Genomic DNA, 14,055 nt, shown 5'->3' on the forward strand with positions numbered 1-14,055 from the left:
ACGGGCCCGCCGCCTACGCTTGTCTGGTCCAATCGATTGCAGAGGGCTCTTAGATGAAAATGCTCCCGTTACAAGCCGCCATTGCCGCTGCGCTGTTGAGCGTTGCTGTCGGCATCTCGGCCAAACCGTTGGTCGTCTGCACCGAAGCCAGCCCGGAAGGCTTCGATCCGGTCCTGTACACCACGGCTGTCACCGCCGACGCCGCGGCCGAAACCATCTTCAACCGCCTGGTGGACTTCAAGCCCGGCACCACCGAAGTGATCCCGGCGCTGGCCAAAGACCTGCCCGAGATCAGCGCCGATGGCCTGACCTACACCTTTCACCTGCGTGACGACATCAAGTTCCACACCACCGACTACTTCAAACCCACGCGCAACATGAACGCCGACGACGTGCTTTGGAGCTTCCAGCGCCAGCTGGACCCGAATCACCCGTGGCACAAAAAGTCCAACGTGGGCTACCCATACTTTGAAAGCATGGGCTTCAAGGAACTGCTCAAGAGCGTAGAGAAGACCGATGACCACACCGTGGTCTTCACCCTGACCCGCCCTGAAGCACCGTTCCTGGCCGACCTGGCCATGGCGTTTTCCTCGATTCACTCCGCCGAATACGCCGACCAATTGCTCAAGTCCGGCAAGACCGACGACCTGAACGCCAAGCCCATCGGCACCGGCCCGTTCATCTTCACCCGCTACGCCAAAGACGCCCAAGTGCGCTTCAAGGCCAACCCGGACTACTTCCGTGGCAAGCCGCCGGCTGACCCGCTGATCCTGGCCATCACCACCGACAACAACGTGCGCCTGCAAAAGCTCAAGGCCAACGAATGCCAGATCGCGCTGTATCCGAAACCGGATGACGTGCCGAGCATGAAGGCCGACCCGAACCTGAAGGTGGCGGAACTGGCGGCGATGACCACCGCCTACACCGCCATGAACACCACCCACAAGTACATGAGCGACGCGCGGGTGCGTCACGCGATCAACATCGCGTTCGACAAGAAGGGCTACAACGAATCCCTGTACGGCAAAGGCAACGCGGTCGACGCCACCGGCCCGTACCCGCCAACCCTGCTGGGTTTCAGCGACAAGCTGAAAAACCCGCCCCGCGACCTCGACAAGGCCCGCGCCCTGCTCAAGGAAGCCGGCGTACCGGAAGGCACCGAGTTCACCCTGTTCACCCGCAACGGCGGCGGCCCGACCAACCCCAACCCAATGCTCGGCGCCCAGCGCATGCAGGCGGATCTGGCGCAGATCGGCCTGAAAGTGAACATCAAGGTCATGGAATGGGGCGAAATGCTCAAGCGCGCCAAGAATGGCGAACATGACATGGTCTCCGCCGGCTGGGCGGGGGATAACGGGGACCCGGATAACTTCCTCACCCCGAACTTGAGTTGCGATGCAGCGAAAAACGGCGAAAACTACGCCCGCTGGTGTAACAAGGAGTTTCAAGACTTGATCGACAAGGCGCGCGCCATCGCTGAACCCACCCAGCGCGCTGCACTCTATGAACAAGCAATGGACGTTTTCGACAAGGACCAACCATGGATTCCCATGGCTTACCCGAAAATGTTCACCGCCATGCGTAAAAACGTCGAGGGTTATACCCAAAGCCCTCTGACCACAAATAACTTCGCCACCACCCAGGTGAAGTAGATAAGAGACGCTCGGCACCGTCGACATTGACGGTGCCGAACCTGCCTAACCGGCTGATTGAGGTACACAACAAGATGTTTAGTTTTATTGCCCGCCGATTGGGGTTATTGATCCCCACGTTTTTCGGCATCACCTTGCTGACCTTCGCGTTGATTCGCATGATCCCTGGCGACCCCGTCGAAGTCATGATGGGCGAACGACGAGTCGACCCCGAGATGCACGCTCAGGCAATGGAACGCCTTGGTCTGAATAAACCGCTCTACGCGCAATACCTGGATTATGTCGGCAAGCTCGCCCACGGCGACCTCGGCGAATCCCTGCGCACCCGTACCAGCGTGTGGACTGAATTCACCGCCCTTTTCCCTGCGACCCTGGAACTGTCCATGGCCGCCCTGTTGTTCGCCGGCATCCTGGGGCTGTTAGCCGGGGTGATCGCGGCCTTGAAGCGAGGATCCCTGTTCGACCATGGGGTGATGGGCATCTCCCTGGCGGGATATTCGATGCCGATCTTCTGGTGGGGCCTGATCCTGATCATGTTCTTCTCCGTCAGCCTGGGCTGGACGCCAGTCTCCGGACGGATCGACCTGCTCTACGACATCGAGCCGCGCACCGGCTTCATGCTGATCGACACCCTGCTAGCCGACGAGCCGGACGCATTCTGGGACGCGTTGCACCACCTGATCCTGCCGGCCATCGTGCTCGGCACCATCCCGCTGGCTGTTATCGCGCGGATGACCCGTTCGTCGATGCTCGAAGTACTGCGCGAAGACTACATCCGCACCGCCAAGGCCAAGGGCCTGTCGCCGGCGCGCGTGGTGTTCGTCCACGGCCTGCGTAACGCCTTGATCCCGGTACTCACCGTGGTCGGCCTGCAAGTCGGCACATTGCTGGCCGGTGCGGTCCTGACCGAAACCATCTTCTCGTGGCCCGGCATCGGCAAATGGCTGATCGAAGCCATTGGCGCACGGGATTATCCCGTGGTGCAAAACGGCATCCTGTTAATCGCCTGCCTGGTGATTCTGGTGAACTTCGTGGTGGATATCCTCTACGGCTTCGCCAACCCACGCATCCGTCACCAGCGCTGAGATCATGACCATGACCACACCTACTCCCGCGGTAGCAGTCGATCAAAGCCTGCTGTACCCGTCCCCGTACAAAGAATTCTGGCAAGCCTTTTCCAAGAACAAGGGCGCCGTTGCCGGCCTGCTGTTCATGTTGCTGGTGGTGTTTTGCGCGCTCTTCGCCCCTTGGGTGGCCCCGCATAACCCGAGCGAGCAATACCGTGACTTCCTGCTGACCCCTCCGGCCTGGCTGGAAGGTGGGCAGATCCAGTTCCTGCTGGGCACCGATGAACTCGGTCGTGACCTGCTGTCGCGCCTGATCCAGGGTTCGCGCCTGTCGTTGCTGATCGGCTTATCGTCGGTGGTGATGTCGCTGATCCCGGGGATCCTGCTGGGCCTGTTCGCCGGTTTCTTCCCGCGCCTGCTCGGCCCGACCATCATGCGCCTGATGGACATCATGCTGGCCTTGCCGTCGCTGCTGCTGGCTGTGGCGATTGTCGCGATCCTCGGCCCTGGCCTGATCAACACCGTGATCGCCATCGCGATCGTGTCGCTGCCGTCCTATGTCCGCCTGACCCGCGCTGCGGTGATGGGCGAACTGAACCGTGACTACGTGACCGCCGCACGCCTTGCTGGCGCCGGCCTGCCGCGCCTGATGTTCGTCACCGTGCTGCCGAACTGCATGGCGCCGCTGATCGTTCAGGCCACCCTGAGTTTCTCCTCGGCGATTCTCGATGCTGCAGCCCTGGGCTTCCTGGGCCTTGGCGTACAACCGCCAACCCCTGAGTGGGGCACCATGCTGGCCTCGGCCCGCGACTACATCGAACGCGCCTGGTGGGTCGTGAGCCTGCCTGGCTTGACCATTTTGCTCAGCGTGCTGGCAATCAACCTGATGGGCGACGGCCTGCGCGATGCGCTGGACCCGAAACTCAAGAACGCCGCCTGAGGAGATTCCCATGTCACTGCTAGAAATCAAGAATCTCAATGTCCGCTTCGGCGACAAGACCGCCGTGCCGGTGGTCGATGGCCTCGACATCTCCGTCGACAAAGGCGAAGTACTGGCGATCGTTGGCGAGTCGGGTTCGGGTAAATCCGTGACCATGATGGCGCTGATGGGCCTGATCGAGCACCCCGGCATCGTCACTGCCGACGCCCTGAACTTCGACGGCAAGGACATGCTCAAGCTGAGCAACCGCCAGCGCCGGCAGATCGTCGGCAAAGACCTGGCGATGGTCTTCCAGGACCCGATGACCGCCCTGAACCCCAGCTACACCGTGGGTTTCCAGATCGAAGAAGTGCTGCGCCTGCATTTGAAAATGTCCGGCAAGCAAGCGCGCAAGCGTGCCATCGAACTGCTCGAAAAGGTGGAAATCCCGGGCGCAGCCAGCCGTATGGATGCCTACCCGCACCAGCTGTCCGGTGGTATGAGCCAACGTGTGGCCATCGCCATGGCGATTGCCGGCGAGCCGAAACTGCTGATCGCCGATGAACCGACCACCGCCCTCGACGTAACCATCCAGGCCCAGATCATGGACCTGCTGCTGGCCTTGCAGAAAGAGCAGAACATGGGCCTGGTGCTGATCACCCACGACCTCGCGGTAGTGGCCGAAACCGCCCAGCGCGTGTGCGTGATGTATGCCGGCCAGGCCGTGGAAGTCGGCCAGGTGCCGCAGTTGTTCGACATCCCGGCGCACCCGTACAGCGAAGCGTTGCTCAAGGCGATCCCCGAGCACAGCCTCGGCGCCACGCGCCTGGCCACGCTGCCGGGTATCGTTCCCGGCCGTTATGATCGCCCGCAGGGTTGCCTGCTGTCGCCGCGGTGCCCGTATGTGCAGGAGTCCTGCCGCGCCCAACGCCCGGGCCTTGACCCGAAAAGCAACAGCCTTGCCCGCTGCTTCTACCCGCTGAACCAGGAGGTGGCGTAATGGCCGTCGTACTTACCGCCCGCGACCTGACCCGTCACTACGAAGTGTCCCGTGGCCTGTTCAAGGGCCATGCCCTGGTGCGCGCACTCAACGGTGTGTCGTTCGAACTGGAAGCCGGCAAGACCCTCGCGGTCGTAGGCGAGTCCGGTTGCGGCAAATCCACCCTGGCCCGCGCCCTGACCCTGATTGAAGAGCCGTCTTCCGGCTCGCTGAAAATCGCCGGGCAAGAAGTCGCCGGTGCCGACAAGGCCCAGCGCAAGCAACTGCGCAAAGACGTGCAGATGGTGTTCCAGAGCCCTTACGCCTCGCTGAACCCGCGCCAGAAGGTCGGTGACCAACTGGGCGAACCGCTGCTGATCAACACCAACCTGTCTGCCGCCGAGCGCCGGGAAAAGGTCCAGGCGATGATGAAGCAAGTGGGCCTGCGCCCTGAGCATTATCAGCGCTACCCGCACATGTTCTCCGGCGGCCAGCGCCAGCGAATCGCACTGGCGCGGGCGATGATGCTGCAACCCAAGGTGCTGGTGGCGGATGAACCGACCTCGGCGCTGGACGTATCGATCCAGGCCCAGGTGCTGAACCTGTTCATGGATTTGCAGCAGGAATTCAACACCGCCTACGTGTTCATCTCCCACAACCTGGCGGTGGTGCAGCACGTCGCCGACGACGTAATGGTGATGTACCTCGGCCGCCCGGTGGAAGTGGGCCCGAAGGAAGACATCTACGCACGCCCGCTGCACCCGTACACCCAGGCGTTGCTGTCGGCAACCCCGACCATTCATCCGGACCCGAACAAACCGAAGATCAAAATCGTCGGGGAGTTGCCCAACCCGTTGAACCCGCCATCCGGCTGCGCCTTCCACAAGCGCTGCCCGTACGCGACCCAGCTGTGCAGCACCGATGAACCGGTGCTGCGACCTCTGGACAACCGCCAGGTGGCTTGCCACTACGCGGAGCAATTTGTGGTCTGACGTGCAAAAAAAATGCTCTGGAGGGTGAGTCCAGAGCATTCCAGTGTTCTACAGCCCTGCTTGTCGGATAGCGCATCTGTTCGGCAAGCGGGGCTTTCTTTTGCCTGCGTTACTTACGTATCGCTGTCGCCATCGTTGTAAGTGTCGCTGTCTTCGCCATCATTGTCCGGGTTCTCGGCATCGTCATCGTCCTTGGAACCGCCCTGGTTTTCGTCACCGGGCTCGGATTCACTCTTGGCCAACTGCAAGCCACCCGCCTGCACCGTCTTCGCCGCCACAAACCCCGTGCCATGGCTTTGCACAGCCGTATTGGCCCACGCGGCAGACATGCCCAATGACATCATCACCAGCACTTTGAGCAACAGCACCACACGTTGAAAGATACTCATGGTCGAATTCCGCCCAGTCAGGAGTTGAACTGCGTACGACAGCTGTCCACCGTCGCCTTGCTTCAAACTAGTCCCGAACTGAAGTTTTCGCCAATGAAACAACCTGAATAGCAGCCAAAGAAAAAGGCGAAGCCATCACAGCTTCGCCCTCTCTTATATCGCTAACCCTTAGTGATGCTCACGGGTCGCGCGGAATTTCACATCCGGCCAGCGCTCTTCCATCAGCGCCAGGTTGACCCGAGTCGGGGCCAGGTAGGTCAGGTGACCACCGCCGTCGATCGCGAGGTTTTCCACGGCCTTGATCTTGAACTCTTCCAGCTTCTTCTTATCGCTGCAGTCGATCCAGCGCGCGGAGTACACGGTGATCGGCTCATAAGAGCATTCCACCTTGTATTCCTCTTTCAGGCGACTGGCCACTACATCGAACTGCAGCACACCGACGGCGCCGAGGATGATGTCGTTGCTGCGCTCCGGGAAGAACACCTGGGTGGCGCCCTCTTCCGCCAACTGCTGCAAACCCTGGCGCAGTTGCTTGGATTTCAGCGGGTCACGCAGGCGTACGCGGCGGAACAGTTCCGGGGCGAAGTGCGGGATACCGGTGAAGCCCAGCACTTCGCCTTCGGTGAAGGTGTCACCGATCTGGATGGTGCCGTGGTTGTGCAAGCCGATGATATCGCCGGCATACGCTTCTTCCAGCTGCTCACGCTCGGAGGAGAAGAAGGTCAGGGCGTCGCCGATGCGCACGTCCTTGCCGGTACGCACGTGGCGCATCTTCATGCCTTTTTCGTATTTGCCGGAGCAGATACGCATGAAGGCGATACGGTCGCGGTGCTTGGGGTCCATGTTCGCCTGGATCTTGAACACGAAGCCGGCGAATTTCTCTTCCACAGGCTCCACGGTACGCTCGTTGGCAACCCGGGCCAGCGGCTTGGGTGCCCAATTGACCACGGCATCCAGCACGTGATCGACACCGAAGTTGCCCAGGGCGGTACCGAAGAACACCGGCGTCAGCTGGCCGTCGAGGAATTCCTGCTGGTTGAACTCGTGGCAGGCGCCCTGCACCAGTTCCAGCTGGTCGACAAACCGGTCGTACTCGTCACCCAGGTGGGCGCGGGCTTCGTCGGAGTCGAGCTTCTCGATGATTTTCACATCGGTACGTTCGTGGCCGTGGCCGGCGGTGTACACAATGATGTAGTCGTCGGCCAGGTGGTACACGCCCTTGAAGTCGCGGTAGCAACCAATCGGCCAGGTGATCGGCGCAGCCTTGATCTTCAGGACGGCTTCGATTTCGTCCAGCAGTTCGATCGGGTCGCGGATGTCACGGTCGAGTTTGTTGATAAAGCTGACAATCGGCGTATCCCGCAGGCGGCACACGTCCATCAGCGCGATGGTGCGGGGCTCGACGCCTTTACCACCGTCGAGGACCATCAGCGCCGAGTCCACCGCCGTCAGGGTGCGGTAGGTGTCTTCGGAGAAGTCTTCGTGGCCCGGGGTGTCGAGCAGGTTGATCATGTGGTCGCGATACGGGAACTGCATGACCGACGTGGTAATGGAAATACCACGCTGCTTTTCCATTTCCATCCAGTCGGAGGTGGCATGGCGGTCGGATTTACGGGATTTCACCGTGCCGGCCACCGCGATCGCCTTGCCCATCAGCAACAGCTTTTCGGTGATGGTGGTTTTACCGGCATCGGGGTGGGAAATAATGGCGAAAGTGCGGCGTTTCGCGACTTCGGCGGCCTGGTGGGTCATGGGAAATCGCCTGGCAGGTGAGTCAAAAAAGGGCGGCGAGTATAGCGCAAACCCGGGGTGACGGACCACCGTTCACCCCATTGGGGGTGGCTAATTGCTGCCAAGTATGGAACCTTTTAAAAGGTAGAGACGTCCACTCCCCTGCTATCGCACTCGTAACAGGGGCTGAAAAATCAGCAAGTTAGCCTGACGAGGCTGCGCTCATGGCTCGACCGCATACCGCGTTGCCGGTAGGGGCGAGCTGCTATTCGCGACCACATTCGCCGACAGCCAGGAATGGCATTGCCGCTCGGAAATGTGTTCGCCGACAAAAGAAAAAAGGAGTCCGCCTGTGGCTATTCGCTATGGCAAAGGGCTGATAGGAGGAGCGGTTGTCGTCGCTCTCCTGGCCCTGCTGGTCCACTGGATCGGCATCAACACGATCGAACTGTACCGCGACGATTTGTTGTTTTACCTGCAAGCTCACTTGATCCTCGTCCTTGTTTCGATGCTGGCCGCCCTGATCGTAGGGATTCCCGCCGGTATCCTGCTGAGCCGACCCAACATGGTCGGGCGCGCAGAACGCTTCATGCAGATCTTCAACATCGGCAATACCGTCCCTCCCCTGGCCGTACTGGCCATCGCCCTCGGTGTCCTTGGCATCGGCAGCGGCCCCGCGATCTTCGCGCTGTTCCTCGCCTCGTTGCTGCCCATCGTGCGCAACACCTATGAAGGCCTGAAAAACGTTCAAGGTTCCCTGAAAGAAGCCGCCGTCGGCATCGGCATGACGCCGCGCCAGGTGCTGTTTCGCGTGGAATTGCCCAACGCCGTGCCGATCATCATCGGCGGTGTGCGCGTGGCCCTGGCGATCAACGTCGGTACCGCGCCCCTGGCGTTCCTGATTGGCGCCAACAGCCTGGGCAGCCTGATCTTCCCCGGCATCGCCCTGAACAATCAGCCGCAACTGCTGCTCGGCGCCGCATGCACCGCGCTGCTGGCCTTGCTGCTCGACGGTCTGGTGACCATGGCCAGCCGCCTTTGGCTGGAACGCGGGTTGCGTCCGTCTTAAGGCTTTGGCCCCGTCTTGGGCCTGAAACAGGAATTCACATGAAAAAACTGACATTGATATTGAGCTGCGTCCTGCTGTTCGCAGGGTTTGCGCAAGCCGCTGAAAAACCGGTCATCCGCATCGGCGCCCGGGTGTTCACTGAACAGACCCTGCTCGCCGAAATCACCTCCCAGTACCTGCGCACCAAGGGCTACGACACCCGTGTGACCGGCGGCCTGGGCAGCAACCTGGCGCGCAGTGCCCAGGAAAGCGGGCAACTGGACCTGATCTGGGAATACACCGGCGTGTCGCTGGTGGCCTACAACCATGTCGACGAGAAGCTCGACAGCGAACAGTCCTACGCCCGAGTGAAAGAACTCGACGCGAAAAAAGGCCTGGTCTGGCTCTCTCCGTCGAAATTCAGCAACACCTACGCCCTGGCCCTGCCAGAGAACGTGGCCAAGGAATTCCCGCAGATCAACAGCATCAGCGACCTGACCGCGGCACTGGCCGAGAAAACCAAGGAAAACCGCCTGGTGGCCCTGGACACCGAGTTCGCCAACCGTTCCGACGGCATGGCCGGCATGGTCAAGCTGTACGACATGAACCTGACCCGCAAGAACACCCGGCAGATGGACGCCGGCCTGGTGTACACCGCGCTGCGTAATGGCCAGGTGTTTGCCGGCTTGGTCTACACCACCGACGGTCGCCTGAACGCCTTCAAATTGAAGCTGCTGGAAGACGACAAGCACTACTTCCCGGACTACACCGCCGCGCCGGTGGTGCGTCAGGTTTACCTCGATGCCCATCCGCAACTGGCCGCTGATCTCAAGCCACTGGCTGCGCTGTTCGACGACGAAACCATGCGCCAGCTGAACGCGCGGGTCGACGTCGACCATGAAAGCCCGTCCGCCGTGGCCGCAGATTTCCTGCGCCAGCATCCGATCAACTAAGAGGAGAAGACATGGAATTCCTGAACGCCTTTTCCCATCTTGATTGGGCCCAAGTCCTGCACCTGACCTGGCAGCACATCACCCTGGTCGGCATTGCAGTGATCCTCGCAATCGTCGTCGGCGTGCCCCTGGGTGTGCTGATGACCCGCTTCCCGACGCTCGCCGGCCCATTGCAAGCCAGTGCCACGGTGTTGCTGACCGTGCCGTCGATTGCGCTGTTCGGCCTGCTGCTGCCGTTCTACTCCAAGTTCGGCCAGGGCCTGGGGCCGATGCCGGCGATCACCGCCGTGTTCCTCTATTCCCTGTTGCCCATCATGCGTAACACCTACCTCGCCCTCACCGGCGTTGAGCCGGGCATTCGCGAGGCCGCCAAAGGCATCGGCATGACCTTCGGCCAGCGCTTGCGCATGGTCGAGCTGCCGATTGCCGTACCGGTGATCCTCGCCGGTGTGCGCACCGCCGTCGTCATGAACATTGGTGTGATGACCATCGCCGCCACCATCGGCGCCGGTGGCCTGGGTGTACTTATTCTGGCTTCCATCAGCCGCAGCGACATGTCGATGCTGATCGTTGGCGCCGTGCTGGTCAGTCTCCTGGCCATCTTCGCCGACCTGCTTCTGCAATGGCTGCAACGCACGCTGACTCCAAAAGGACTGCTCAAATGATCGAACTTCAAAACCTGACCAAGACCTTCCAAAGCAACGGCAAGACCATCACCGCCGTTGATTCCGTAAGCCTGACCGTCAACGAAGGCGAAATTTGCGTATTCCTCGGCCCCTCGGGCTGCGGCAAGAGCACCACGCTGAAGATGATCAACCGCCTGATCAAGCCGACCTCCGGCAAGATCCTGATCAACGGCGAAGACACCACCGACCTGGATGAAGTGACCCTGCGTCGCAACATCGGCTACGTGATCCAGCAGATCGGTCTGTTCCCGAACATGACCATCGAAGAGAACATCGTGGTGGTGCCCAAGCTGCTGGGCTGGGACAAGCAGAAATGCCACGACCGCGCCCGCGAGTTGATGAGCATGATCAAGCTCGAACCCAAGCAGTACCTGCATCGCTACCCGCGTGAACTGTCCGGCGGCCAGCAGCAGCGGATCGGCGTGATCCGCGCCCTGGCGGCGGATGCACCGTTGCTGCTGATGGATGAGCCGTTCGGCGCGGTCGACCCGATCAACCGCGAGATGATCCAGAACGAGTTTTTCGAGATGCAGCGCGCGCTGAACAAGACCGTGATCATGGTCAGCCACGACATCGACGAAGCCATCAAGCTGGGTGACAAGATCGCGATCTTCCGCGCCGGCAAGCTGCTGCAGATCGACCACCCGGACACCCTGCTGGCCCACCCTGCCGACGAATTCGTCAGCAACTTCGTTGGCCAGGACAGCACCCTCAAGCGCCTGCTGCTGGTGAAGGCTGAAGATGCGGCGGACAACGCGCCGTCGGTCAGCCCGGAAACCCCGGTGGCGGAGGCCCTGGAGCAGATGGATGAGCTGGACCGTCGCTACGTGGTGGTCACCGATGCCGAGAACAAGGCCCTGGGTTATGTGCGACGTCGCGACCTGCATCGTCAGACCGGTACCTGCGGCCAGTACCTGCGGGAATTCAACGCCACGGCGGCGTATGACGAGCATTTGCGCATCCTGCTGTCGCGGATGTACGAGTTCAACCGCTCGTGGTTGCCGGTGATGGATGCGGAGCGGGTGTTCCTCGGGGAAGTGACCCAGGAGTCGATTGCCGAGTACCTGAGTTCCGGTAAGTCCCGTGGGGGCAAGACCAGCATTGTGTCGCCTGCCGAGACAGCACTGGCCTGACCTGACACACAGCGGTCAAAATGTGGGAGCGGGCTTGCTCGCGAAGGCGGAGTGTCAGTCACCGGATGCATTGGCTGATACACCGCCTTCGCGAGCAAGCCCGCTCCCACATTGGATCTTCACTGTACCCGCAACACCTCAAATTGCCCCTACCGGGGAACATCAATCCGTCATACCGGTCGGTTACATAAGTAGCTGCACGCGACCGCACGACGAACGCGTGCAAAAACGCGACATTTTTAGTTGATCTATAGCCCCTCACGTCCTAAAGTTCGCGCCGAACGTCCATGCTGGAAACGATCCATCCGGCTCAAGTACTGACGACGAGACAGCAAGGCCAAGGGAAGCGGTTGATCCCATGGCCTTTTTGCTTTCGGCGACATGCCTTGGGAAGTAGGCGAACCAAAGTGGGGATACGGAGGACGTTCATTTGCACCCATTGATCAATCTAGTTTGCCAGTAGGAGTTCCCAGCATGTCGATCCAGGTCGAAGACTATTTCGCGCGCGCCACTTTTGACAAAATGAAGGCGTTCGCCGACACCCAGGAAACCCCGTTCGTGGTGATCGACACCGCGATGATCAGCCAGGCCTACGATGACCTGCGCGCCGGTTTCGAATTCGCCAAGGTGTATTACGCCGTCAAGGCCAACCCGGCCGTCGAGATCATCGACCTGCTCAAGGACAAGGGTTCGAGCTTCGACATCGCGTCGATCTACGAGCTGGACAAGGTCATGGACCGCGGCGTCAGCCCCGACCGTATCAGCTACGGCAACACCATCAAGAAATCCAAGGACATCCGTTACTTCTACGAGAAGGGCGTGCGCCTGTTCTCCACCGACTCCGAAGCCGACCTGCGCAACATCGCCAAGGCCGCCCCGGGTTCGAAAGTGTATGTGCGTATCCTCACCGAAGGCTCGACCACGGCCGACTGGCCGCTGTCGCGCAAATTCGGCTGCCAGACCGACATGGCCATGGACCTGCTGATTCTCGCTCGCGACCTGGGCCTGGTGCCTTACGGCATCTCCTTCCACGTCGGCTCGCAACAGCGTGACATCAGCGTGTGGGACGCGGCGATTGCCAAGGTCAAAGTGATCTTCGAGCGCCTGAAGGAAGAAGACGGCATCCACCTGAAGCTGATCAACATGGGCGGCGGCTTCCCGGCCAACTACATCACCCGCACCAACAGCCTGGAAACCTACGCCGAGGAAATCATCCGCTTCCTCAAGGAAGACTTCGGTGACGATCTGCCGGAAATCATCCTGGAGCCGGGCCGTTCGTTGATCGCCAACGCCGGGATCCTGGTCAGCGAAGTGGTACTGGTTGCGCGTAAATCCCGCACCGCCGTCGAGCGTTGGGTATACACCGACGTGGGCAAATTCTCCGGCCTGATCGAAACCATGGACGAAGCCATCAAGTTCCCGATCTGGACCGAGAAGAAAGGCGAGATGGAAGAAGTGGTCATCGCCGGCCCGACCTGCGACAGCGCCGACATCATGTACGAGAACTACAAGTACGGCCTGCCGCTGAACCTGGCGATTGGTGACCGGATGTACTGGTTGTCCACCGGTGCGTACACCACCAGCTACAGCGCAGTTGAATTCAATGGCTTCCCGCCATTGAAATCGTTCTACCTGTAAACGCACGCCCTGATCGTTCCCACGCTCTGCGTGGGAACGCATCCGGTGACGCTCTGCGTCACGCCGTTAGAGCGGACGCAGAGCGTCCAGGGCGGCATTTCCACGCAGCGCGTGGGAACGATCAAGTTCAATCGCATGCTCTTGATAGATCTCGGCCATTGCCCGTATCTGCGGCTCATTGGCGGCACACAACGCCTTGTGCGCCACCCGCAAGAACTTCAAATTCCCGCCCGCCAGTGCCTTGCGCAACCATTCCAGTGCCGTTTCTATCTCGCCCCGGTCCGCCAACACCGCCGCATAACTGAACTGCCCGCGAAAATCCCCGCCTTCTGCTGACTGGCGATACCACGCCACCGCCGCCTCCAGATCCCTCGGGCAGTACTGCCCTTCTTCCAGATAACGCCCCAGCAGGTTCATCGACTTGGCATGGCCCAGTTCCGCCGCCTGTCGATAACACGCCAGCGCCTGGGCTTGATCCTCGGCAACCCCGCGCCCGGTCGCCAGCAGGTTGGCGTAGTTGTACAAACCCCAATCCAGCCCGGCCTCGGCCGCCCGACGATATTCCCGGGCCGCCGCCACGGCATCCGCCTCGCAACCCCAGCCATGCTCCAGGCAACGCCCGAGCATATTGCGCGCCATCAAATGCCCGCCCTTGGCGGCGATGCGGAACCAGCGCATTGCCAGTGCTTCATCGCGCTCGATGCCGCGCCCTTCCAGCAGGATTTGCCCGAGCAGCGCCTGGGCATCCACCACGCCCTCCTTCGCGGCGATCAAAATCGCCTGGGCGGCGCGCACCGGGGAGTCGTCGAGCATGCTCTGCAATTGCTCAACGTTGAGTACTTCTTCACGGCGCAATAAAAAGCCCACG

Annotated in this window: 13 protein-coding genes; 10 read left to right on the top strand and 3 right to left on the bottom strand. The window is 60.9% G+C overall.

The annotated features are described in order from the left end of the window. Positions 1-53 precede the first annotated feature (53 nt). The 5 genes from ACIOMR_RS17245 to ACIOMR_RS17265 all read left to right on the top strand — a co-directional run bounded on the left by ACIOMR_RS17245 (position 54) and on the right by ACIOMR_RS17265 (position 5,609). Positions 54-1,652 carry an ABC transporter substrate-binding protein gene (locus ACIOMR_RS17245; RefSeq protein WP_003215993.1) on the top strand — a complete coding sequence of 533 codons (1,599 nt, stop codon included), beginning with the start codon at positions 54-56 and terminating at the stop codon, positions 1,650-1,652. Positions 1,653-1,726: 74 nt separating this feature from the next. Next, entirely contained in the window at positions 1,727-2,737 is a 1,011-nt protein-coding gene (locus ACIOMR_RS17250) for an ABC transporter permease subunit (protein ID WP_003215992.1), read from the top strand. 10 nt (positions 2,738-2,747) lie between these two features. Next, the gene (locus ACIOMR_RS17255; RefSeq protein ID WP_003215991.1) at positions 2,748-3,659 is read left to right on the top strand and encodes an ABC transporter permease subunit; all 912 of its coding nucleotides are present in this window, start codon (positions 2,748-2,750) and stop codon (positions 3,657-3,659) included. Positions 3,660-3,669: 10 nt separating this feature from the next. Next, positions 3,670-4,638: an ABC transporter ATP-binding protein gene (locus ACIOMR_RS17260; protein WP_008437263.1), complete on the top strand. Its 969-nt coding sequence runs from the start codon at positions 3,670-3,672 to the stop codon at positions 4,636-4,638. Continuing rightward, positions 4,638-5,609: a peptide ABC transporter ATP-binding protein gene (locus tag ACIOMR_RS17265; RefSeq protein WP_003215987.1), complete on the top strand. Its 972-nt coding sequence runs from the start codon at positions 4,638-4,640 to the stop codon at positions 5,607-5,609. The genes ACIOMR_RS17260 and ACIOMR_RS17265 overlap by 1 nt, the downstream gene beginning before the upstream one ends. 113 nt (positions 5,610-5,722) lie before the next feature. Here ACIOMR_RS17265 and ACIOMR_RS17270 read toward each other — a convergent pair whose 3' ends face one another. Together ACIOMR_RS17270 and ACIOMR_RS17275 are read right to left on the bottom strand one after the other, a co-directional pair. After that, positions 5,723-5,998, bottom strand: coding sequence for a hypothetical protein (locus tag ACIOMR_RS17270; protein WP_003215984.1), 276 nt, complete (start codon positions 5,996-5,998; stop codon positions 5,723-5,725). Between the two features lie 168 nt (positions 5,999-6,166). Then, a complete protein-coding gene (locus tag ACIOMR_RS17275; RefSeq protein WP_003215978.1) occupies positions 6,167-7,750 on the bottom strand; it encodes a peptide chain release factor 3 in 1,584 nt (527 codons plus the stop codon). Between the two features lie 295 nt (positions 7,751-8,045). Between ACIOMR_RS17275 and ACIOMR_RS17280 the strand changes: the two genes are divergently transcribed. The 5 genes from ACIOMR_RS17280 to ACIOMR_RS17300 all read left to right on the top strand — a co-directional run bounded on the left by ACIOMR_RS17280 (position 8,046) and on the right by ACIOMR_RS17300 (position 13,187). Further along, the gene (locus tag ACIOMR_RS17280; protein ID WP_233092015.1) at positions 8,046-8,798 is read left to right on the top strand and encodes an ABC transporter permease; all 753 of its coding nucleotides are present in this window, start codon (positions 8,046-8,048) and stop codon (positions 8,796-8,798) included. A gap of 38 nt (positions 8,799-8,836) precedes the next feature. Then, the gene (locus tag ACIOMR_RS17285; RefSeq protein WP_003215975.1) at positions 8,837-9,730 is read left to right on the top strand and encodes a glycine betaine ABC transporter substrate-binding protein; all 894 of its coding nucleotides are present in this window, start codon (positions 8,837-8,839) and stop codon (positions 9,728-9,730) included. A gap of 11 nt (positions 9,731-9,741) precedes the next feature. Continuing rightward, positions 9,742-10,395: an ABC transporter permease gene (locus tag ACIOMR_RS17290; protein ID WP_003215973.1), complete on the top strand. Its 654-nt coding sequence runs from the start codon at positions 9,742-9,744 to the stop codon at positions 10,393-10,395. Continuing rightward, positions 10,392-11,549: a betaine/proline/choline family ABC transporter ATP-binding protein gene (locus ACIOMR_RS17295; RefSeq protein WP_003215971.1), complete on the top strand. Its 1,158-nt coding sequence runs from the start codon at positions 10,392-10,394 to the stop codon at positions 11,547-11,549. The genes ACIOMR_RS17290 and ACIOMR_RS17295 overlap by 4 nt, the downstream gene beginning before the upstream one ends. A 474-nt stretch (positions 11,550-12,023) precedes the next feature. Beyond that, positions 12,024-13,187, top strand: a complete 1,164-nt coding sequence (locus ACIOMR_RS17300) for a type III PLP-dependent enzyme (RefSeq protein ID WP_003215969.1) — start codon at positions 12,024-12,026, stop codon at positions 13,185-13,187. 66 nt (positions 13,188-13,253) lie between these two features. Here the strand turns inward: ACIOMR_RS17300 and ACIOMR_RS17305 are convergent, their stop codons facing one another. Continuing rightward, positions 13,254-14,054 (bottom strand): tetratricopeptide repeat protein, encoded by an 801-nt coding sequence (locus tag ACIOMR_RS17305; RefSeq protein ID WP_177027806.1) that lies wholly within the window; start codon positions 14,052-14,054, stop codon positions 13,254-13,256. Position 14,055: the final 1 nt, after the last annotated feature.

It is taken from the genome of Pseudomonas sp. NPDC087814 (genome assembly GCF_044742865.1).
Classification (GTDB): Bacteria; Pseudomonadota; Gammaproteobacteria; order Pseudomonadales; family Pseudomonadaceae; genus Aquipseudomonas.